Below are 21,103 nucleotides of genomic sequence, written 5' to 3' on the forward strand. Positions count from 1 at the left end.
CAGCAATTTCATGTGGAGAGGTACCGAAGTGGTCATAACGGGGCGGTCTTGAAAACCGTTAGAGTGCAAGCTCACAAGGGTTCGAATCCCTTCCTCTCCGCCAGTATGAATACACTAACATTAAAGGCTCTGAGGAAGGGATGAGAACGGGCCGTGAAGCGGACATGCCCTAAGGCATATCCGTAGGCCCCGGCGTGATAGTCGCGATTGCCATGACCTGATTAAAGGTCATGGTGCGACGGAGCGAATCCCTTCCTCTCCGCCAGTATGAATAATTATGAATAATCTACAATAACAGATTATGAAACGAGCACGTCCTGACGCTTCTTGCGCCGAGGGCGTTTTTTTGTATGAATATTCATTAGCGCGAATGAGAATGACTAATTGCGCTGAAGTGCATAAAACAAAGCGCCCCTTCGCATCTTAACAGTGAGGAGGTGCTTCTATTAATGGCTAATTTCGAGGATCGGCAATGGGATCAGGACCAGCTTGTCGATGCTTGGCAGCGCACATTGCCCGAAATGGTGAATGACGGCGACAGATGCGAAGTGATGGGTGATGAGGCTGACGAGAAGGCGATAAGAGTCACGATTCATTGCGCAGGACATCAGATGTATGAATTCGATTTTAAAGTCGCCTATGTGGACGGGCGCGAGGTTTCGGTTGAGCTTATCGATGCCGAGAAGGATAACGTCGCTATTGACGAAAGAACGGATATGCTGCAACAGCTTATTCGTGATTATACTCGCCATCTGCATGAATGCGCCCAAGCACTTAGGCAATTAACTCACGCGTAAGGAGCGGTAGGATATGACGAAGGCAAAAGGCTTCGCCGACAAAAATTTATCGAATGTGGCGGAATCGCTTGAGAATGAACCAGTGAACAGCCATCAGGCGCAGCAGCTGCAGCAGGATAAGAATGATCGGCGGCACAAGGATTCGCTGAATCATGATCAACCGGCAAGCATGGGGAATCAACAATCCTGACCTGAACCTGAGACCATGAAGGAGGTCTGTGCGATGAGCAAGCCGAAGAGTATGCCGGTTCCGGAGAGCGTTCCCCATAATGAGAGAAAGCGCCGGGATCATGACGGCGGACAGCAAGCGCCGTTGTCGGGCTCGAAGAAGACGAAGCAACGGAATCATGTGGATCATCATAACACGGAGGGTTGACCCTGAAGACTAGAAAATCCCGTTGAGAAAGCCGCAACGGGATTTTCCCTGTTCCGGCTTCTATTGGTTACTTATTTAGGTTAGAATGAAGGAACGATACTATTCCTATTGGAGGCTCATACATATATGATATTGAAATTTCGTTATGCTCTTCTTTCCTTTCTTATTCTAACTATGATGATGATGGCGGCATGCACTTCCGACAGCAACCCGCCTAAGGCTGCGCTTATGAATGCCATAGCCAAAACAATGGATGCAGACTCTTACGAAATGTCCTTCACGATGAACATTCATGAGCTGGACATTGGGAATGCCGCGGACAAAGAGGTTGCGGGCGGATTGACGGCCGCCAGTCTGACCAGCATGCTGAAGGATGCTACGATTGAGGCGAATGCCGTGTACCAGAAGGAGCCGATGAGAACCGATCTTGATTTGCAGATTACGTTGCCGAGTTTGCTCGATATGAAGCTTAATGTGCCAATGATTATGACCCAAGACATGCTCTATGTGAAGCTAACGAACATTCCTCTCCTGCAGCTTCCGGAAGAGATGGCGGATCAATATGTGCGAATTGATCTTAATGAACTGTCCCAGGAGCAAGGCGGCGAAAAGGCGATGGATCTTCAGAAGGACCAGCGTATGCTTCAGGATTCGTTGAAGACGCTGCTCGACGGCTTTGATGAGAAAACCTATTTCAGTACGGTGAAGACGGCAGACGCCGAGCTGCCCCAAGACCTGAAAGTCAATCAGGTCATTTCCTTCTCGATCAAGGAGGACAATTACGGTCAATCTGTCGAAACGCTGGTCAATACGGTGCTTCCTGAGCTGCTGGATATCCTTCTTGCGAATAAGGATAACCTGGCCGCTTTCAACATGGACACGGCGAAGCTGGAGCAAACGAAGGCGGATTGGGAGACGAATCGGGATGCGATGAGCGACAAGCTTCTTAATCATCTTACTCTTGATACAATGAACTTCACTGGAGCGATCAGGGACGATTATCTCGTTTACGAAAGCGGAGAGCTTGCGATGCAGGCCGATGATACGATAAGCGGCGGTGAGATGAAGCTTTCCTTCTCTTTCTCTGGCCAATATTCGAAGCTGGATGAGGCGGTCATCTTTAAGGAAGAGCTGCCTGCCGACACGGTCGCCCTGGATGAGCTTACAGCTCTTCTCAAGGCCCCGGCAACAACCGAATAACTCTTTTCATATGCATGCGCTCTGAACCGACTAGTCTGATAGTCGTAAGTTTAGAGCGTATTTTGTTTGTGTTTTGTGTTCATTCGCATTAATACGACTATAGAACTAGTTAATAGTTCGTGAGAACCTATTCTTGAATTTAGATACAAAGTCCCGCTATAATTGGTAAATTTTCTTTTATAATAGAACCATATTGTTCGACAAATTTTTACAAACAATGCGAAGAGGTGATAAGACAAGATGATTTCCCCTTTCTTCAGAAAAAAAGAACAGAAGGACAGTCGGGACGGCCTGACTTCCGAACTAGGACATGAAGCCGCGAATATCCAGCAGGAGGCGGGAGCGGCGATTGTCGGTGACGAGCTGGAGCAGGAGCTGGTCTCGCCGGCGAAGACCAATATGGATAAAAAGTCGCTGGATCTTATCTTCGCCGTAGAACAAATGATTCAGGCCAAACAGCATATGGATTTGAAATTGAATGAGCTTCAGGATCGATTGAGCCATGCGAACAGCCATGGAGAACGTCTGACTCGCGATGTGCGTCATCTGAACAAGGTAATCGACGAGAGGGAGAAGAGCATTCTGGAGCTCGAGCAGAAGATTGCGGATAAGAATATGAAAGTGGATCAAGTGGCTGAAGATTATCGCGAGCTTCAGAATAAGCTTGCTGCCGAGATTGAGGATTTGAAGAGCGTCATTGATTTGGAGCAGCAGAAATACGAGAATCTTCTAGGCAAGCATAATGACGCTCTCGCTGATAAAAACAAGCGAATTCACGAGCTGGAAGAGAAGATTGGACGAATGGATGTCGAGATCGCCCATATGAAGCAGAAGTATGAATCGACTCATCAAGAGAAGGTGTATCTCGCGAATATGATCAATGACTTCACGACCCGGATGGCCGCTCCGATTGGAGCTGTCAGCAAAGCGGCAAATGATTGAGATCGTATCGCTTGCAAGGCGTGACGCCGGATGTCGGCTTGAGTTCATATGCAGCATGAAGGGGGAGCGGAAGAAGGCCAGTCTCGCCTTGGATGAAGCCGCTTATGAAGAGCTTGTGCGCATTGATCCGATGGGAGCGGAGAAAGCGCGATTATCTATACATACGAAATGGGACCCGTTTCACAAGCAACGGTATGGCTTGATTATCAAACAAACGCAATCGTTCCGAACGCCGCATTATTTTTTCTGTTCAGACGCGCTGGCGGAGCAGCTTGAGAGGCTTGGCGAACTCGATGCGAAGGATGACATGAACGAGCTTCCGGCGACAGTATTATCGGAAGAGGCCTCGATTGTCCCGATTGTTGCGTCCAATGGAATTGTCCCCATCGCGGCTCGGATGACGGCATCGGCGGATATGCAATCTCCAAGCCGAAGTACAGTATTCTCGGCAATATGGCGATTTCAGAGACCTCTCTTTCGCATGTTGGCTCTGATCACAGTCTTCCTGATTCTCTTCCTCGAGATTGATGTGCAATATCTCATTGACGATGCGGATGCTTTGAGCGAGCAGCGGATGAAGGAGGGAGTCGCGGCTATGGACGGGGCTTCAGCGAATTGGAGCGGACTTGCAATGGCTTCGCGCGGGATGAAGCAGGCGGTTCAACGAGCGGACGCGAACAGTCGAACCTCGGCTGCATCTGCAGTGGAAGAGAAGGACGGCTCGCTCAATCAGACCGTTGCAGATGATGTTTCGGAAGATGTTCGAGAGAAGAATGTGGAGAGCGTTGAGCTGGATAGAGAAGAGCCGGTGTACAGCCTGCCCCCAGGCTATGTCGCTTTGACCTTCGATGACGGTCCCTCCATCTATACGAAGGAAATCGTGGATTTGCTCGCGAAGAACGAGGCGGCGGGCACCTTCCTGTTCGTGGGCAATAATGTGAAGCATCATGAGGATTCGGTCATCTATGCGAGTGAACATGGCATGTCAATCGGCAATCATTCCTGGGATCATAGTCAATTAACCGCTTCGGGCGCGGAGGAGAACGAGAATAATATCAAGCAGGCGAATGCAGCCATAACGAAGCTGACCGATGAAGCCGTAACGGTATTCCGGCCGCCTTACGGAGCTATGAACGACGAACTCAAGGATACGGTGAAGAGGTTGGGAATGAAGCTGCTTTTGTGGAATCGCGATCCGGAGGACTGGAATGCAGACACGAAGGAAGAGATTCTGAAGTATTTCGAGCAGACGGAACCGTCCGGAGGCGTCTATGTCATGCATGAGAAGAAGCTGACGGTCGAGGCATTGCCTGACATTATCGATTACTTGAAGAAGCGGAAACTGAAGTTCGCTCTATTGAAATAGTCAGGGAGTGGCGCGCCGCGGCGGGATTCGAACCCGCGACCCACCGTTTAGGAAACGGTTGCTCTATCCAGCTGAGCTACGGGCGCACAACATTATATAGTTTAACATGAGTTCATTTATCCTTGCAACTAACTCCAATAATCAAGCCCCATACTGACGAAGAGGTCTGAGGATTGCGCCTAAGCGCAGCACTCAGGCCTCTTCCCTTCACGCGGGCTTACTTGCCCACAACCGACCTGCCGGACAGAACAATCGATTTCTCGACCAGCACTTGCATGGCGTCGATGCTGCATTCCGCGTATACCGGACGAAGCTTGATGCAGGATAGCTCGGTGCAGGCCAGAATGACGCATTGACAGCCTTGCTCCATAACCAGCTCGTCGATGATCGCTTCAAGCTCATGGGAGGAGAAATCCATATGATTTTTCACATTCGTATAAATAATCTTCATAACCTGCCGCTGAATTCGCTCGTTCGGAACGTGAAGCTCCATCCCGTACTGCCTGCTAGTCGTAGTATAGATGCCGCTCTGCACGGTGCCGTCTGTTGCCAATAAACCGACGCGCGCTCCGCTTCCGAAGCGCTCATGAATCAGCTTGATCGTTTCCTCGACCATATTAATGATCGGAATGGAAGTCAGATCTTGCATCTGCTCGTAGAAATAATGCGAAGTGTTGCAGGGAATGGCGATATGAGCGGCTCCCGCGATCTCCAACAGCCGAAGATCCTTGCCGATTTCCTCCAGAAACCCACTGCTGTCGCCCCCGAGAATGACCGCAGTGCGGTCGGGAATCGAAGCGTGATTCAGAATGATCATGTCCACGTGATCCTGATCGCGCTCGGCAACGGTGTTCTCAATGATTTTATCGAAGAAGACGGCAGTTGCTTTGGGCCCCATCCCGCCAATTATGCCTAAACTGTTCTGTTTCATGCTTTGCGTCATCCCACTTTGAATAGAAGAATTGGTAATTCTATCTGCCGCTCATAATTTCGTTCACAATCTCGGCTTCGTTGAAGGGAATCTCCGTCTTGCCGATAACTTGCGTTGTCTCATGGCCTTTGCCGGCGATGAGAATGACATCATCCTTCTCGCTGATCGCTATGGCGTGTTCGATCGCTTCTCTGCGATCCACGATGCTGCGGTATTGCCCCCCTGCGGCTTCGACCGCTTCGGCAACCTCGGCGATAATGGCATCGGGATCTTGATCCTTCGGATTGTCAGAGGTGATAATCGAGAAATCGGCGAACCGCGCGGCGATTCCGCCCATCGCTTCCCGCTTGGGGCTTCCGGGCCTGCCTGGCGCCGCGTATACACCGAACACGAGAATAAGTCTTCCCTTGGTGAAGGGTCTGAGCGTAGCGAGCGCCTTCTCCAAACTATCCTCCGTATGGGCGAAATCAACGACAATCTTTCGCTCGGGATCTTGATAGACGACCTCCAGCCGGCCCTTGATCTGTTCAACGGCGCGAACGCCGGAAGCAATCTCGTCAAGCGGCACGCCGTTGCAGGAGGCGCAGGCTACGGCCGCCAAGCTGTTGTAGACATAGATGAAGCCTGGCAGATTCACGTGAATGGCGACGCTGCCGGCCGGCGTATGGGCGACATATTCGGTATGCTCCGCATAATAGCGAATATCCGTCGCGTATACATCCGCCTGACTCTCGATGCTGTATGTAACAAGCTCGGCGTCCCTCGACGAAAGCCTCTCCGCAAGCCGTTTACCGTAGGGATCATCGATGTTGATGATATTATAATCGGTCGTGAGATCGAACAGCATCGCCTTCGCTTCGAAATAATCCTCCATCGTCAAATGCAGCTCGAGATGATCGGGCGTCAGATTCGTGAAGATTCCGGATTTGAAGGCGGATGCGGCGGTTCGTTTCAAGCTTAGCGCATGCGACGAAACCTCCATCACGCAGCAATCCACCTTCGATTCAGCCATGTCGGCGAACATCTGTTGAAGATGCAACGATTCGGGGGTGGTTGGCGTGGTTGACCTCGTCGCAAGCTTCTTATCGCCAACCATCGCTCCGATCGTGCCGATGATACCTACGGTCTTGTTTGCTTTCTCCAATATGGATTTGAGGAAATAAGTCGTTGATGTCTTCCCGTTCGTTCCGGTAATGCCGATCAGATTGAGCTTTGAGGCCGGCTGCCCATGGAAGCGCGAGGCCGCGTAAGCAAGCGCAAGCCGCGAATCATCCACCTGCAGCACGGTTACGGAGCTGCCCGCATCGACAGCCTTCTCTGTAATGATGGCTGCGGCGCCGGAAGCGACAGCCTTCTGAATATAGTCATGTCCGTCCACAGTGAAGCCTCTAACTGCTACGAACAGCCAGTTCTCCGCGCATTCTCTGGAATCGAATGCGATTCCTTCCACTTCCTTGTCGATCGTTCCCTGCAGAATGTCGCAGGAGATATCTTGAAGCAGGTCTCTCAGCAGCATATTATCAGCTCCATCCGCGTATTGCGATCTCTCATTAGTCTATGCCTTCATCATGGCCGCATGCGAGTATGAAGTCATTTTACTGCATAGCCCCCCATATTACAATTATGGAGGAAGGAATATGAGGCTTCTATGATGGAAGAGAATTTTACCTGTCCAAAAGTAGGACATAAGAACTAATTTGTGGTAATATTATCCTGTTAATGTCGAATATTGCCTAAAAAAAGTGGGTGCTTGTCGACATGATTTTACAAACTCTTCGAGTAGCAGAGAGTATAATGGTACTAAATACGTCATGATTACTAGATAAGGAGCGTGCCTCGAAGCGACCATGGATAAAAATCACTTGCTTAGACAGTTGCAATCGCTTCGGCAAAAGCTTCATGAAATCGCTGAGCTGCGGGGCAGCCTGACAGACCCTGCCGTGCTTGCCATTAGCGAAGAGGCAGATCAGCTTATCGTTGCTTTGCAATATATGCAACGAGATGAATCAGAGCAATCCTCCATTACAAGAGATCCATCATAAATCGTTCTACTTATACGGGTTCAGCGTTCTCTCAATTTGCGAAAGAATTGGGTAAGAAGCTGGGAGCATTCCATTTGCAGGATTCCGCTGGTGAGCTCCGTTTCATGATTGAAACGGGGCTCTTGCAGTAGATTCATCAAGGTGCCGGCGCATCCGGCTTTGGGATCGGACGCGCCGTACACGACTCGTTTCACGCGTGCTTGAACAATAGCCCCTGCGCACATCGGGCAAGGCTCCAAGGTGACATAGAGCGTGCAGTCCTGAAGCCGCCAAGCGCCGATACGGCTGCTGGCGTCCCGAATGGCGACCATTTCGGCATGCGCGGTCGGATCATGAGCGGTTTCTCGCAAATTATGCCCCCGGCCGATAATTTCTTGACCCTTAATGAGGACTGCGCCGATTGGAACCTCGCCTAACGCCTCGGCCTTGAGCGCTTCAGCAATCGCTTCCTGCATCCATAGGGAATCATCTCGTTCTCTCTTCACTTGGCAAACGTCCTTTTCACGATATAATAATCGGTATGTTATACAACGAACAAATATTCGAATGTTAACACGCTGTGGATAGAATTGTGCATAACTGGTGAGATACACACAATTTCATCCACAATTCATCCACTCTTGTGCATATCTCTTGTGGATCCTGTGCATAAACTTTATTTTCATTCAAGAATAGATCTCCTCACAAAGGGTGTGTCGTGAATTGTCGATCAAGACGAAGCTGTCCGTTACCATCTCGCTTATGCTTGTTCTAGTGGTCATTCTCTACCATATCATGAGTGAATATTCGATGGTGCAAGGATTTCGCAGCATGATGCTTGAATCCATGCTTCATATTTCCGTTCAAGCTGCGGAAGCTATAACGGAGGATGGCGGCAATAAGACGCCCGCCAAATCGCCGCCGGCAGTCGATCCGAACGGGATGATCGATATTCTGAAGAATGTAAATCCTTACATTATGGAAATTACGGTCTTCAAGAAGGATTCGACCGACATTCCTTACGGAACGCATCTCTATATTGATGCTAACAACGATGAAGCTATTATGCAAGATATGAGCGCGAATGATTTCGAGTATAAAGAAATTACGATAGGCGGCAATGCGTATTATAGAAGCTACTATACGGATGAAGCTTTGGGCGGCTATATTGTCAGCGTCGTATTCGACCGATCGAGCATGACTGAGCTCGTTCAGATGAAGCGGGATCAAACCTTCATCTATTCGGGAGCCTTCCTTCTCCTGCTTATGATTGTGGTGTACTGGCTGGTAGGCATTATGATACGGCCGCTGAAGGATATCCTGTGGAAGGTGAACGAGGTATCTTCCGTTCGCTTCCACAAGCCGATTCAGATCAAGCGCAAGGATGAGTTCGGATTATTGGCGCTCAAAATCAATGCAATGTCCCAGAATATCAGCATCTATATGGACAAGCTTCGCAAAGCGTTCGACGAGAACCGCCGAATGAAGGAGCATCTTGAATCGTTCATCAATCATTCGAACGACGCGATTCATCTTATGGATGTGGATGGGAAGGTCATTCAAGTGAACCGCGCTTTCGAGCAATTGTTCGGTTACGAGGAATCGGAGGTGCTCGGCCTCAACTATCCAACCATACCAGAATCGCATCGCATGGAGAAGCGCCAGATGATCGGATTGCTGCTGGCGGGGAAGAAACTCCCCGCGCAGGAGACGGTTCGAGTTACGCGGACGGGGGAGATCATTCCGGTGAGCGTTACCGTGTCTCCCATCCGCGATTCCGACGGCTCAATACAAGCCTTCGCCAGCATTTGCCGCGATATGCGCAGCCGCAACCGCATGGAGGAGCTCCTCAGGCGTTCGGAGAAGCTGACGACGGTGGGTCAGCTGGCGGCGGGTGTGGCCCATGAGATTCGCAATCCGCTGACGACGCTGCGCGGCTTCCTGCAGTTGCAGCAGCAGAGCCAGAAGCTGAACATTACTCATGTCAATCTCATGCTGTCCGAGCTGGATCGCATTAATCTCATTGTCGGGGAATTTCTCATTCTGGCCAAGCCTCAGGCAGCTAAGTTTATACGCAAGGATATACGGGATATTCTTCGCGAGGTGCTGCTGTTCCTCGACAGCGAGGCGCATCTTCACAACATTGTGTTTCATACCAATTTTACGGAGGAGCCCTGTCTGATTTCTTGCGAGGAGAATCAATTGAAGCAGGTATTCATTAATTTGTTGAAGAATGCGATAGAAGCGATGCCAAGCGGGGGACCGGTGCATATCTCGATTCAGCGGAAGAGCTCGAATATCGCCATCTCGATTACCGACGAGGGCGTAGGCATTCCGGAGGAAATGATATCGAAGATCGGAGATCCGTTCTTCACGGGCAAGGAGACCGGGACGGGGCTGGGCATCATGGTGAGTCAGCGGATTATCAACAGTCATCACGGAACGATGGATATTCAGAGTCAGGTGAATGTCGGCACGTCGATCAAGCTTCTCCTGCCTGTATGGAAGCCGGAGAATCAGCAAGGCATCGGTTAGCGGGAGGCGGGATCGGCCCGTTTGAATCGATAATCAAGAATAAGGGAGATGTGGATGCATGCAGAGAACAGCGGTTGTCGCCGGAGCTACCGGTCTTGTCGGGAATGAGCTCGTGAAGCTGTTATTATGGAATAAGAGCTATCGCAAAGTGATTGTTCTCGTGCGCAAAAGAATGAATCTGACGCATCCCCGCCTGGAGCAGCTCGTACTCGATTTTGACCGGTTATGCGAGCTGCCTCCCGGGCTGCTGGGAGGCGCCGATGTCTATTGTACGCTAGGCACGACGAGGAAGAAGGCCGGCTCGAAGGAGCGATTCGAGCATGTCGATTATGATTACCCAATAATGCTCGGCAAAGTAGCCAAGAGGGATGGCGCGAATCGCATGCTGATTATTACAGCAATGGGCGCAAACGAGAAATCCTTGTTCTTCTACAGCAGGGTGAAGGGGAAGGTAGAGTCCGATCTTCAAGCGATGTGCCCGTCGAAGCTTCATATCTTCCGCCCTTCCTTGATTATCGGGGAGAGGCGGGAGCGGCGCTTCGGGGAAGCGGTCGCAGCCAGATTAGCCAAGAGCTGCGCTTTCCTGTTCATGGGCGGGCTGCGCAAATATAAGCCAATCGCGGCCAAGCGGATTGCCCAAGCGATGATCGCGGCAGCGCTGTATGAAGAAGGAGCGCCGAAGATTCTGTCCTCGCCGGATATTGCGTCTTGGGGCGCCATATTGCAGAAATCCTCGTCATAGTGTAGCATACGCTACAACGAGGTGAGACAGAGATGCGAATCAATAAATTTATTAGCGAGACCGGATATTGCTCCAGACGCGAAGCCGACAAGCTTGTGGACAGCGGCCGCGTTACGATTAACGGGGCGGTCGCGGAGCTTGGCAGCCAGGCGGAATCGCATGATGATGTGCGTATAGACGGCAGGCGAATCGGCGAGAAGAAGCGGCATGTCTATATCGCGCTGCACAAGCCGGTTGGCATAACGAGCACGACGGAGCTGCATATTCGAGGCAATATCGTCGATTTCGTCGGGCATGAGGAACGCATATTCCCGATCGGCAGGCTTGACAAGGATTCCGAGGGCCTGATCCTGCTCACGAACGACGGAGATATTGTGAATCCGATTCTTCGTTCCGAAGGCAGGCATGAGAAGGAATACATTGTGACGGTGGACAAGCCGGTTACGGCGGCCTTCCTGCAGGGCATGGCGGGCGGCGTTCGAATTCTGGGAAGCATGACGCTTCCTTGCAAAGTGACGAGAGTAGCTGAGCGCGTGTTTCGTATCATCTTGACGGAAGGCCGCAATCGCCAGATTCGCAGAATGTGCGAGGCGTTCGGCTATCATGTGAGGCGCTTGAAGCGGGTCAGAGTCATGAACATCAAGCTCGGCGAGCTTGGCGTAGGGAAATGGCGCGATCTGACGGATGCGGAACGCGCCGAATTATTCGGCATTCTGAACTATCAGCAGGACACAGCGGACAATGTAAGGGGATAAAGCAAAAGCGGCTTACGGGACCGATGGATTCATGGGTCTCGTAAGCCGTTCTCTGTATCAAGCGAGCTATTTGTTCACTTGCAGTTGCTGCGCCTGCGCGGTATCCACATAGGTATGGATGATGGATACCTCGACGCGGCGGTTCTTCGCTTTGCCGGCAACCGTCTTGTTATCCGCGATCGGATGATTTTCGCCATAACCTTTTGCGCTAAAGTGTGTCGGGTCGAGCTTCTTGTTCTCCAGCATGACCTCCAGAAAGCGGCTTGCGCGAATCGAACTGAGATCCCAGTTCGAATGGAAATTAGCGTTGTTAATCGGAGTATTATCGGTATGTCCGGCTACCACAACGTTATAGCTCGGATATTCCTGCAACATCTGGCCGATGGCTATCGCGAGCTCCCTTGACTCCGGCTTAATCGTTGCCTGTGCCGGTGCGAACAAGGCGTTGTCGCTAATCGTAATGAGCAGCTGATTGACATTAAGCTGCGTCTCCAACTCGGTTGTAAGTCCATGCTTATCGATATAGTCATCGACCTTCTTCTTGAGATCCTCGAGCTCCGCTTCTTCCTGCTTGATTAGCTCCTCGAGGGAAGTGTCGGATTCGGCCTCCTTCTGACTGTCGATCTTCGCATCGTCGTTCTCGATGTCCTGCTCCAGCTCTTCGTCGCGCTTCACGACGGAGGGGAGATCCAGCACGTTCGAGCCGTTGTTGAGCGCCAGGCTGAAGGCTTGGGACATCTCCTCGAATTTCTTCACATCGACGGAATTCATGGAATAGAGAACGATGAACAGGGCGAGCAACAAGGTTAGCAGATCGGCATACGGAATGAGCCAGGATTCGTCGATATGCTCCTCGTCATGATCATGCGATTTACGCTTTCTGCTCATCTACCCTTGCCTCCTCCTGCTCTCTCATCTTCAACCGTTCCGTCGGCGTCAGGAAGACCGAGAGCTTCTGATTAATGGCGATCGTGGAGACGCCGGATTGAATGGAGAGCAAGCCCTCCAGCATCATGAGGCGGATTTGGATTTCTTTCTTCGAAATTCGCTTTAATTTGTTGGCGATTGGATGCCATAGCACATATCCTGTGAATATACCGAGCAGCGTTGCGATGAACGCGCCCGCGATTGCGTGGGCGAGCTTGTCCATGTCGCTCATGTCGGACAGCGCCGCGATCAGGCCGACAACGGCTCCCAGCACCCCGAGCGTGGGCGCATAGGTTCCGGCTTGCGTGAAGATAAGAGCTCCGGCCTTATGTCGCTCTTCCGTGGCTGCGATATCTTCGAGAAGCACGTCCCGCACCAGATCCTGATCGTTGCCGTCGATAATCATGCGCATGCCGTTGCGCAGGAACATGTCTTCGATCTCGTCGACGCGCGCTTCGAGTGCAAGCAAGCCTTCGCGGCGGGTGATGGAGGCCCATTCCATGAATCTGCTGATAAGGTCTTCTCTTGAAGGGAGCTTCTGTTCCGAGAAGGCGATTTTGAACAGCTTGCCGACCTTCTGAAGCTCCGACATGGGGAATGCGACCATAACTGCCGCAATGGTGCCAAGTATAATGATCATGAAGGCGGCCGGATTAATGAGCGATGATAAGCTCGCGCCCTTGAATATCATGCCGCCGATAACGGCGATAACACCTAGTATGAGACCGATAATTGTTGAATTCTTCATTCTTGCACCCCGTTCAATCTGTCATTTCTTCTTGTCTGCTTCTATTACATGTTCGCAGGCTACTTCTATTTATATCGTCAAAAGGGTATTCTGAGATTATAGTAAATGAAATTCAAATGAATAATTTAAGGAGTGGATAACGATATGGGCGTTAGACATGCGCGCGAATACGTTGAAATATTGCAGGAACTAACCGCCGCCGTCGGGCAAATCGAGGAAGGTTACACATTCTTCGAGATGGAGCCGGAGGAGTGGGAGGCGCTGCATGAGGATGATCGCCATGAGGTGATGGAAGCGCTGGCCGACGATGTGTTCTTCGGACTTGGCACACAGCCGGAGATCGAGGTGGGCAAGGGCGTTATTATCTATAACAGCAAGCATCATGTCATCGAAGTGTCGCAGGGCGACAATGTCATTCAGATCGTTCGGCTGATCTAAGGCAAATGAAAATCGAAAAATGTCGAATCTTTACAATAGTTGTCGACTCCTATACAATAAAACCAAGTTAATATGGGAGAAAATCTAACACGACTATAACATGATTCGAGGGACTCATTATGACGGTTTTCCAATCCAGACAGGGGCTTCCGAAGGCGCTGGGCCTGCAGAAGGAAGAGGCGCTGACCGCTTACTATCAACCGATCATCGCGCTTGATTCCAGGCGGATATCGGGCTATGAAGTGTTGGGAAGAGCGACCAGAGGCGATGCGGCTCGAAGTCTGGGGCCGTTCTTCGGCGACCCCGGCGTCGCCATGGCCGATCATATTCAGGTTGATCGCATTCTGAGGGAGCAGGCGATTGCGCGGATGGCTCAGGAGGCCGATCCGCCCTTGCTGTTCCTGAATCTCAAGCCGGGCTGGATCTATCAATACGGCCAGTCAGGAGAGATGCACACGCTGGATCTGATTGATCGCTATGGGCTTGATCCGGGACGCGTCGTGATTGAAATTACGGAAGAGAGCTTCAACGGGTCGGTTGATATATTAATCGCCGCGGTAGAGAGATATCGCGCGCGAGGCTGCAGAATTGCGATTGACGATGTGGGCAGCGGCTTCAGCAATTGGGATCGAATCGCGCAGCTTCAGCCGAACTTGCTCAAGATCGATATGGATATGGTGAAGAAAAGCGCGACGCATAACGGTTATTACGGCGTGCTGCGCTCCTTCTCCGAGCTTGCGGAGCAGATCGGCGCTTCGCTGCTGTTCGAGGGCGTCGAGACGCGGGACGATCTGGAGCGGGCGATTCAAGCCGGCGCGAGATATGTGCAAGGCTTCCTGTTCGCCCAGGCGGAGCCTTCCTTCCGGGAGCCCGATTGCTTCGCGGACGTCGTCGAGGAGGAATTGGAGCGGCATGTCGGATCCCACGCGCTGACGGAGGGCACCTGGAAGCGGAGGGCGGAGCGTCTCGCAGAGCAGCTGTCGCTGCAGCTTCCCCAGGATGAAGAGGAGACGGGAGGCGAGCTGTTGACCGATGCCTGTCTGAAGCGTCTTATTCCGGAGCTCGAGCCCTCCTGTATTCGAATCTACATATGCAATCGCAGAGGCATTCAGCTCTCCGCAAACTTTCGGCGCGACGGGGAAGCCGGCTGGCAGAGGGAGGAGCAGTATCGGCATGCGAATTGGAGCTGGCGGCCGTACTTTGTTCCGAATCTGGTGCAGCTAAGCGAGCAGAGGCGTTCGATCGTATCCCGTTCCTACACCGATCTGGAATCCAGAGCATGGATACGCACCATCTCGGTCATGGTTCGTCCGGATTGGATTCTGTTCGCGGACGTGCTGGACGGGGGGAGCAGGATCGACCGGTCATAGAACGGAATCATAGTCAAAGAACGAAAGCATATTTTACGCGCAAGACGGGATCGCCGAATTCGATCCCGTCTTTTTGCGTTTTCCCCTATCTTGGGCGCTACGGTTGCGTATCGCATCAATTGTATATTGAGCCGGGAGCGCGGGCTGCGGTAAGAATAGAGGTGTTCGAGGAAAACATTCGTTACGGAAAGGAGGAGAGAATGAATTCTATGCATGCTTTGCGAGCATCAAGATCATGGGCGAGATTCAAGCGCAATATTCCTTTGCTCATCATGTTTGTTCCGGTAGTCGCTTTTTATCTGATTTTCAAGTACGCACCCATGTTCGGTTATGTGATTGCCTTTAAGCAGTATACGTTCGCCAAAGGGGTGTTCGGAAGTCCGTGGGTCGGATGGAAATGGTTCGAACTGATCGTGCACGATCCTTTTACCCTGAAAATTATTTGGAACACCTTTTTTCTGAGTTTGCTCAATATCATCGTCGGATTTCCTTTCCCGATTCTGATTGCATTAATGCTGAATGAAGTGAGGAGCATGCTGTTCAAGAAATCGGTGCAGACGCTGGTGTATCTGCCTCACTTTTTTTCCTGGGTCATCATCGGGGGCATCTTCATCACTTTATTCTCGCAGGAATCCGGAATCGTGAACAAGCTTATTACGCTGTTCCGGGACGAACCGGTGCCGTTCTTATACCAGGCCAATACGTGGATCTCCATCTATGTAGGCTCGGGTGTATGGAAGGAAGCCGGCTTCAGCGCCATCATCTATCTCGCCGCGTTAACGTCGATCGATCCTACGTTGTATGAAGCGGCTAGCGTGGACGGCGCGGGCAAGTTCAGGAAGATCTGGCATATTACGCTGCCCGGGATTCGGCCAACGATCTTCTTGCTGCTGATTCTGGCCATGGGCAACATTATGGAAGTCGGCTTCGATCATGTCTATGTGCTGCAGAATAATGTGGTGTACAGCTCTTCGGAGGTTCTTAGCACTTACATTTACAAAATCGGCTTGCTTGGCGCGCAATTCAGCCGAAGCACGGCGCTTGGCTTGTTCGAATCGCTTGTTGGCTTTATTCTGGTTCTGACGGCCAACCGGATTGCCAAGCATTTCAATCAAAATTTATGGTGAGGAGGGTGAACGCTTGAAACCGACCAAGGGCGAACAACTGTTTTATTTCGTAAACGAATGCATCTTGCTGCTGGCTGCGCTCAGCTGTTTATTCCCCCTCCTGCATGTCATCGCGCTTGCGTTCAGCGATTTCGACGCGGTGATGTCCGGAATGGTGACCCTTTGGCCGAAGGGCTGGTCGACGGAAGCCTTTCGATTGCTGCTGGAGGGCGGCAGAGTTCCGAGGGCCCTGCTCAATAACGTAGTGATTACCTTGGTAGGCCTCGTGCTTAGCCTGGTGTTTACGACCGCGGCGGCGTACCCGCTGGCCAGGAAACGATTCTACGCTCGTCGCTTCTTTACGCTTGCGTTCGTGTTTACCATGCTGTTCAACGGGGGGCTCATTCCTACGTATCTCGTTGTTAATTCACTGGATTTGCTGAACACTTACTGGGCGTTATGGCTGCCAGGTCTGGTCAGCACCTTCAATATGTTGATTCTCAGAACGTTCTTCCTGAGTTTGCCGGAGGAGCTGTTCGATTCGGCCGAGATCGACGGATGCGGCGAGCTGCGAACGTTATTTCGTATTGTGTTACCGCTTTCATTGCCGGTATTTGCGACGATTGCGTTATTCTACGGCGTCGGCTATTGGAATAACTTCGTCTCCGTGTTAATTTATATCAACCAAACAGAAATGCAAAATTTGACGCTTCTCGTGCAACAGATGATTCAAAGCCAGTCTATATTGGAAGGGCTCAATAATGCGCCCGATTCCGGTCAAATTCCGATGACACCGGAATCGATCAGAGCCGCCGGCATCCTGGTGTTAGTCGCTCCGATGCTGCTCGTATATCCCTTCCTTCAGAAATATTTCGTAAAAGGTGTCATGATCGGATCGATTAAAGGATAATACATTTCAGAGAGATGGCGAGGGGACGTTTATTATGTTGAAGCTCAAACGGACAACGACCGTAATGGTTATCTTTGCAACGATGCTGGTGCTTGCCGCTTGCTCCGGAAACGGGAATGAAGGTCAGAAAGAAAATAACGGCGGACAGAAACAGACAGACGCGTCGGGCGCGACCGCGAAACGCGGATCGATCACGGTCTCGATGTATGACCGGGGCAATGTGCCGGCCGAAGCGGGCACGGCGGAGAAGAACTCCTGGACCGATTGGGTAGTTAAGAACGGCCCGGCGGACGTGAAATTCATTACGGTTCCCCGGTGGGAGAGCACCGATAAATTCAATGTATTGCTGGCTTCGGGAGACGCGCCCGACCTGATTCAGGAATATGCGACCGGTTTCCGCGATTCGCTCTACAGAACCGGCCAGATTATTCCGCTGGACGATCTGATCGATCAATATTCGACCAATTATAAAAATCTGCTGGAAACCTATCCGGTGCTGCGGAAAGCAGGGACGAAGCCCGACGGGAAGCTGTACGAAATCGGGAAATTGTCTCCGATGCTGCCGGATGAAGTGATGTTCGTCCGCAAGGATTGGCTGGACAAGCTGAATCTAAACGTTCCAACGACGGATCAAGAGCTGCTGGAAGTGATGAGGGCTTTCGCCTCTCAGGATCCCGACGGCAACGGCAAGGCGGATACGTACGGCATTGCGGACGCCCAAGGGCGAGGCCTCTATGTCATGTTCCAAGACGTGGACTGGGTCGTGGAGGACGGCCAATTGGTGAAGGACTGGGAACGCAAGCAAGCGGCTCTCGATTATCATAAGAAAATGTACGAGGAAGGCTTGATCGACAAGGATTACTTGACGGATAAGAACCGCGAGCAGCAGCGCCAGTTTTTCCTGCAGGGAAGAGCGGGGGTCTATACCGGCAGAATCGGCAACATGGGCGATTTCAACCTGTATGAAACCTTCAGGAAGAACAATCCGGACGCCGAGCTGATCGTCGTTCCTTGGCCGGAAACGAAGTACGGAAGCTTCCTCTCTTATTTCCAGAATCCCGTGCAAATGACGGCGGTCGTCAACGCAACCGCGAAGGATCCGGCAGCGGTCATCAAGTACGTTGATTTCATGACGCAGGAATCGACAGGCGAAACGCTGTTGTATGGCTTCGAAGGCACGCATTGGGAGAAAGGCGCAACTGGCTGTCCCAAAATATTGGATGATGAAAAGTACAAAAACGAAGTATCCTGGACGGTCGATTTCCAAATGATGTTCTCCAAAACCTTGCTTGGCGATTGTGCCACGCTTGAAGGACAGCTGAATCCAGAGGTGCCGATGCAGAAGGACTTCCTGGACTTGTATCATCAGGCGGAAGCCAGCTTCGAGGGAAAAGATATCCCGTGGCTGACTCACCCTGAGCATATGCCGACGCTTCCGGACGATTTGCAGATTATTACCAGCACGATTAATCCAACGATAGAAGAGATCAGCACGAAAGCGATTATTACGAAATCCTACAGCACCGAGCAGGCCATTCAGGATATGCAGAAGGCTTGGGACAGCGCCGGCGGGAAGAAACTGGAAGAGTGGTATGCGAAATGGTACGCCGAAAACAGCGATAACGCCATATTGGCGAAGGATTTGATTGAATTCAACGAATCCTTAAAATAACGGTACGGGCAAGGAGCGCCGCCGAAACTAATGGAGGGAAACTATGAGGAAGCCGAAGTTTTCTCGTCGCTTGGCATTCGTAATCCTGCCTTTTTTCTATATTGTGGCGGCGCTTCTAAGCTCTATATTCATCATCGTGCTCGTCGACACCCATCGCGATTATTCCAAGCAAGCGAATTACAAGTTCGCGCAGACGAGCGCGCAAACGATGGACAGCTGGCTTAAGCTGATCGAGCAGCAGGTGATTATGGAATTGGATCGGGACGAGAAATTCCAGAAGTTCCTGTATGAAACGGAAAGCGGGACGGATGACTTTCAATTTCTGAAAACGCAGCTGTCCCAGTTGTTTAATGAGGTTGTTCAGTTCAATCCCCTGATCGATTCGATCTATGTGTACCGCGATATTGATCAAACGGTGCTTAGCTCAAGAAGCTTCCGGCAGATCGGAGAGTTTGGCGACAAAGCGTTCGTGTCCGGATTAGCCTCGGAGTCAATGACGGAGCAGTGGTCGTCCGTGCGGACGTACAACGAATATTATCCTCTGCTCGAGTACAGAGTGGATGGGCAGAATGTCAAGGTCATTTCCTATGTTCGGAAGGTGCCGCTGTTCATGAGCAGGAACGGTCTGCTCGTTATCAATATTAATGTGAACAGACTGGAGGCCCTGCTGCGCGACAATGCGGGCGATTCCGTCGGCTATGTTCGCATGGTGGACTCGGAAGGCCAAGTCATTGCGGCGACGACGAATATTCCGGCGGAGGCGAAGGCCGTCTCGAAGGTCAATTCCTCCGTTCCGGGGTACTTCTATGAATCGGGATGGACGAGCAAGGATATGTCCGAGGAGATCTACTCCTTCCTGAATATGTGGATGGCTGCCGGCGTTGCCGGCGTGCTTGCGATTTCGGCGGGCATGCTGTGGCTGCTGCGGCGCTTCGCCCATCCGATCGACTCCTTAATCAATCGGCTGACAAGCAAGAGACAATTCAATCGCCTCGACTTCGAATATTTGGATAATCTGATGGACGAGCTTATTCACCAGGCCGGGGAATATCATTTCGCTTCCAATCAATACCATGATATTACGCGCAAACAATGGTTTCGCGAGCTGCTGAACGGGGAGCGCGTCATTACGGAGGAGGACTGGAACGCCAACGCTTATGAGGAAGGATCCCCGCAGCAATGGACGGCATCGCGAGTGATGGTCGTGGAAATCGACTATTACAAGGACTTTCAGGATCAATACTCCTCCAACGATCAATCGCTGTTCAAATTCGCGATCGAACAGGTCGTCAAGGAGACGAGCGCCGAGAATAACCTTCGCATATGGACGACCTGGCTGTCCTCCGATCAGCTTACGGTCATCGTGCAGGGCGATCCGCTTGCGCAAGCCCAGAACATCAAGCAATGGGTGAAGCTGCATCTGCCCTTCACTGTGTCGATCGGGATCAGCGGACTCTCGGGCGAGCCGCGCCAAATCGCGGAAGCAAGGGAGGAAGCGCTGGAATTATTGTCTTATAAGGCGACGCAAGGCATCGATCGGGTGTTCACGGCGATTCCGGCTGGGGAAGGAGCTCCGCTGGAAATTCTCAATATAATCGAGATGACGTCCCAGGCGGCCTATTCCCTTCGCATGGGATCCGCCGATTGGCGGGCGCAGATGATGCAGGTGTTCGATACAATCGAGCAGTCGGTTACGTCGCGCAGCAGCTTGCTCACTCTGTTCCAATATATGAATTTCTGTTTGTCGAAGGTGATTCAGGAAGGACCGGAGAGTTACCGGGACGCTTTCAACAAAGATGTGGAGCCGCGGCTGATCGGCTTGCTGGATCGCTTCGAAACGATTCAGGAATACAGGGATGGTTGGATGAAGGCGGCAAGCGCATTGGAGGGGGAACTGGAGGAGCTGCGCTCGGGCAATCACAAGTATGAGCTGTTCAAGCAGATTGAGCAGTATATGAAGGAATGCTTCCATGACCCGGATCTGTCACTAGCGAAGATTGCGGAGCATTTCTGCCTGAGCAACAGCCATATGAGCCGGCTTATCAAAGAAGCGACCGGCAGCAGCTGGACGGATTACGTAACGGAGCTGCGCGTTCGGCATGCCAAAATTCTGCTGTCCACGACCAATAAGTCGATTCAGGAAATCGGGCTGGAATGCGGCTATTTGCATGGCGTGTCTTTCGGGCGGGTGTTCAAAAAACAGGTCGGCTTTGCGCCGGGAGATTATCGGAAGCAGGCGGTTCTGAAGAAAGGAACGGCGATGTGAA

At 51.5% G+C, this 21,103-nt stretch carries 21 protein-coding genes and 2 tRNA genes; 17 read left to right on the top strand and 6 right to left on the bottom strand.

Annotated elements, in window-relative coordinates:
- The first annotated feature begins 14 nt into the window (after positions 1-14).
- The 7 genes from HFP08_RS14540 (at position 15) to HFP08_RS14570 (ending at position 4,681) form a co-directional block, all read left to right on the top strand.
- Positions 15-103, top strand: a tRNA-Ser gene (locus HFP08_RS14540).
- Between the two features lie 346 nt (positions 104-449).
- A complete protein-coding gene (locus HFP08_RS14545; protein ID WP_168121323.1) occupies positions 450-797 on the top strand; it encodes a hypothetical protein in 348 nt (115 codons plus the stop codon).
- Between the two features lie 13 nt (positions 798-810).
- Positions 811-987, top strand: coding sequence for a hypothetical protein (locus tag HFP08_RS14550; protein ID WP_168121324.1), 177 nt, complete (start codon positions 811-813; stop codon positions 985-987).
- A gap of 33 nt (positions 988-1,020) precedes the next feature.
- Complete coding sequence (locus HFP08_RS14555; protein ID WP_168121325.1) at positions 1,021-1,173, top strand: small acid-soluble spore protein P; 153 nt, start codon at positions 1,021-1,023, stop codon at positions 1,171-1,173.
- A gap of 126 nt (positions 1,174-1,299) precedes the next feature.
- The gene (locus tag HFP08_RS14560; protein ID WP_168121326.1) at positions 1,300-2,373 is read left to right on the top strand and encodes a hypothetical protein; all 1,074 of its coding nucleotides are present in this window, start codon (positions 1,300-1,302) and stop codon (positions 2,371-2,373) included.
- A gap of 240 nt (positions 2,374-2,613) precedes the next feature.
- Positions 2,614-3,315, top strand: coding sequence for a hypothetical protein (locus HFP08_RS14565; RefSeq protein WP_168121327.1), 702 nt, complete (start codon positions 2,614-2,616; stop codon positions 3,313-3,315).
- Positions 3,284-4,681 (top strand): polysaccharide deacetylase family protein, encoded by a 1,398-nt coding sequence (locus HFP08_RS14570; protein ID WP_168121328.1) that lies wholly within the window; start codon positions 3,284-3,286, stop codon positions 4,679-4,681. The genes HFP08_RS14565 and HFP08_RS14570 overlap by 32 nt, the downstream gene beginning before the upstream one ends.
- A gap of 8 nt (positions 4,682-4,689) precedes the next feature.
- On the opposite strand, the gene HFP08_RS14575 is transcribed toward HFP08_RS14570, so the two are convergent.
- The 3 genes from HFP08_RS14575 to HFP08_RS14585 all read right to left on the bottom strand — a co-directional run bounded on the left by HFP08_RS14575 (position 4,690) and on the right by HFP08_RS14585 (position 7,128).
- A tRNA-Arg gene (locus HFP08_RS14575) sits at positions 4,690-4,767 on the bottom strand.
- A gap of 131 nt (positions 4,768-4,898) precedes the next feature.
- Positions 4,899-5,612: a cysteate racemase gene (cuyB, locus tag HFP08_RS14580; protein ID WP_168121329.1), complete on the bottom strand. Its 714-nt coding sequence runs from the start codon at positions 5,610-5,612 to the stop codon at positions 4,899-4,901.
- Positions 5,613-5,652: 40 nt separating this feature from the next.
- Positions 5,653-7,128: a UDP-N-acetylmuramoyl-L-alanyl-D-glutamate--2,6-diaminopimelate ligase gene (locus HFP08_RS14585; protein WP_168121330.1), complete on the bottom strand. Its 1,476-nt coding sequence runs from the start codon at positions 7,126-7,128 to the stop codon at positions 5,653-5,655.
- 346 nt (positions 7,129-7,474) lie between these two features.
- Between HFP08_RS14585 and HFP08_RS14590 the strand changes: the two genes are divergently transcribed.
- Positions 7,475-7,654, top strand: a complete 180-nt coding sequence (locus tag HFP08_RS14590) for an aspartyl-phosphate phosphatase Spo0E family protein (protein ID WP_240941401.1) — start codon at positions 7,475-7,477, stop codon at positions 7,652-7,654.
- Positions 7,655-7,674: 20 nt separating this feature from the next.
- On the opposite strand, the gene tadA is transcribed toward HFP08_RS14590, so the two are convergent.
- The gene (gene tadA / locus HFP08_RS14595) at positions 7,675-8,139 is read right to left on the bottom strand and encodes a tRNA adenosine(34) deaminase TadA (RefSeq protein ID WP_168121332.1); all 465 of its coding nucleotides are present in this window, start codon (positions 8,137-8,139) and stop codon (positions 7,675-7,677) included.
- Between the two features lie 217 nt (positions 8,140-8,356).
- Between tadA and HFP08_RS14600 the strand changes: the two genes are divergently transcribed.
- From HFP08_RS14600 to rluF, 3 genes are read left to right on the top strand one after another with little or no spacing between them, the layout of a single operon-like run.
- The gene (locus HFP08_RS14600) at positions 8,357-10,168 is read left to right on the top strand and encodes a PAS domain S-box protein (protein WP_240941402.1); all 1,812 of its coding nucleotides are present in this window, start codon (positions 8,357-8,359) and stop codon (positions 10,166-10,168) included.
- 58 nt (positions 10,169-10,226) lie between these two features.
- Entirely contained in the window at positions 10,227-10,910 is a 684-nt protein-coding gene (locus HFP08_RS14605; RefSeq protein ID WP_168121333.1) for an NAD(P)H-binding protein, read from the top strand.
- 32 nt (positions 10,911-10,942) lie between these two features.
- Positions 10,943-11,665 (top strand): 23S rRNA pseudouridine(2604) synthase RluF, encoded by a 723-nt coding sequence (gene rluF, locus HFP08_RS14610; RefSeq protein WP_168121334.1) that lies wholly within the window; start codon positions 10,943-10,945, stop codon positions 11,663-11,665.
- Positions 11,666-11,731: 66 nt separating this feature from the next.
- Here rluF and HFP08_RS14615 read toward each other — a convergent pair whose 3' ends face one another.
- Together HFP08_RS14615 and motA are read right to left on the bottom strand one after the other, a co-directional pair.
- Complete coding sequence (locus HFP08_RS14615) at positions 11,732-12,553, bottom strand: flagellar motor protein MotB (RefSeq protein WP_168121335.1); 822 nt, start codon at positions 12,551-12,553, stop codon at positions 11,732-11,734.
- Entirely contained in the window at positions 12,537-13,340 is an 804-nt protein-coding gene (gene motA / locus HFP08_RS14620) for a flagellar motor stator protein MotA (RefSeq protein ID WP_168121336.1), read from the bottom strand. Before motA ends, HFP08_RS14615 begins: the two co-directional genes overlap by 17 nt.
- Before the next feature lie 144 nt (positions 13,341-13,484).
- Here motA and HFP08_RS14625 point away from each other — a divergent pair, with 144 nt between their 5' ends.
- The 6 genes from HFP08_RS14625 to HFP08_RS14650 all read left to right on the top strand — a co-directional run bounded on the left by HFP08_RS14625 (position 13,485) and on the right by HFP08_RS14650 (position 21,102).
- Positions 13,485-13,778, top strand: a complete 294-nt coding sequence (locus HFP08_RS14625; RefSeq protein ID WP_168121337.1) for a hypothetical protein — start codon at positions 13,485-13,487, stop codon at positions 13,776-13,778.
- Between the two features lie 119 nt (positions 13,779-13,897).
- Entirely contained in the window at positions 13,898-15,148 is a 1,251-nt protein-coding gene (locus tag HFP08_RS14630) for an EAL domain-containing protein (RefSeq protein WP_168121338.1), read from the top strand.
- Positions 15,149-15,348: 200 nt separating this feature from the next.
- On the top strand, positions 15,349-16,275 hold the full coding sequence (locus HFP08_RS14635; protein WP_168121339.1) for an ABC transporter permease: 927 nt from the start codon (positions 15,349-15,351) through the stop codon (positions 16,273-16,275).
- 13 nt (positions 16,276-16,288) lie between these two features.
- Positions 16,289-17,164, top strand: a complete 876-nt coding sequence (locus HFP08_RS14640) for a carbohydrate ABC transporter permease (RefSeq protein WP_168121340.1) — start codon at positions 16,289-16,291, stop codon at positions 17,162-17,164.
- 34 nt (positions 17,165-17,198) lie between these two features.
- Positions 17,199-18,836 (top strand): extracellular solute-binding protein, encoded by a 1,638-nt coding sequence (locus HFP08_RS14645; protein ID WP_168121341.1) that lies wholly within the window; start codon positions 17,199-17,201, stop codon positions 18,834-18,836.
- Positions 18,837-18,879: 43 nt separating this feature from the next.
- Positions 18,880-21,102 carry an AraC family transcriptional regulator gene (locus HFP08_RS14650; protein WP_168121342.1) on the top strand — a complete coding sequence of 741 codons (2,223 nt, stop codon included), beginning with the start codon at positions 18,880-18,882 and terminating at the stop codon, positions 21,100-21,102.
- Position 21,103 lies beyond the last annotated feature (1 nt).

This window comes from Paenibacillus sp. HB172176 (assembly GCF_011947265.1).
GTDB lineage: Bacteria > Bacillota > Bacilli > Paenibacillales > Paenibacillaceae > Pristimantibacillus.

Coding starts and splice junctions, on each gene's coding strand:
- HFP08_RS14545 (WP_168121323.1), top strand. CDS start 450: ATGGCTAATTTCGAGGATCGGCAATGGGATCAGGACCAGCTTGTCGAT.
- HFP08_RS14550 (WP_168121324.1), top strand. CDS start 811: ATGACGAAGGCAAAAGGCTTCGCCGACAAAAATTTATCGAATGTGGCG.
- HFP08_RS14555 (WP_168121325.1), top strand. CDS start 1,021: ATGAGCAAGCCGAAGAGTATGCCGGTTCCGGAGAGCGTTCCCCATAAT.
- HFP08_RS14560 (WP_168121326.1), top strand. CDS start 1,300: ATGATATTGAAATTTCGTTATGCTCTTCTTTCCTTTCTTATTCTAACT.
- HFP08_RS14565 (WP_168121327.1), top strand. CDS start 2,614: ATGATTTCCCCTTTCTTCAGAAAAAAAGAACAGAAGGACAGTCGGGAC.
- cuyB (WP_168121329.1), bottom strand. CDS start 5,612: ATGAAACAGAACAGTTTAGGCATAATTGGCGGGATGGGGCCCAAAGCA.
- HFP08_RS14585 (WP_168121330.1), bottom strand. CDS start 7,128: ATGCTGCTGAGAGACCTGCTTCAAGATATCTCCTGCGACATTCTGCAG.
- HFP08_RS14605 (WP_168121333.1), top strand. CDS start 10,227: ATGCAGAGAACAGCGGTTGTCGCCGGAGCTACCGGTCTTGTCGGGAAT.
- rluF (WP_168121334.1), top strand. CDS start 10,943: ATGCGAATCAATAAATTTATTAGCGAGACCGGATATTGCTCCAGACGC.
- HFP08_RS14615 (WP_168121335.1), bottom strand. CDS start 12,553: ATGAGCAGAAAGCGTAAATCGCATGATCATGACGAGGAGCATATCGAC.
- motA (WP_168121336.1), bottom strand. CDS start 13,340: ATGAAGAATTCAACAATTATCGGTCTCATACTAGGTGTTATCGCCGTT.
- HFP08_RS14625 (WP_168121337.1), top strand. CDS start 13,485: ATGGGCGTTAGACATGCGCGCGAATACGTTGAAATATTGCAGGAACTA.
- HFP08_RS14630 (WP_168121338.1), top strand. CDS start 13,898: ATGACGGTTTTCCAATCCAGACAGGGGCTTCCGAAGGCGCTGGGCCTG.
- HFP08_RS14635 (WP_168121339.1), top strand. CDS start 15,349: ATGAATTCTATGCATGCTTTGCGAGCATCAAGATCATGGGCGAGATTC.
- HFP08_RS14645 (WP_168121341.1), top strand. CDS start 17,199: ATGTTGAAGCTCAAACGGACAACGACCGTAATGGTTATCTTTGCAACG.
- HFP08_RS14650 (WP_168121342.1), top strand. CDS start 18,880: ATGAGGAAGCCGAAGTTTTCTCGTCGCTTGGCATTCGTAATCCTGCCT.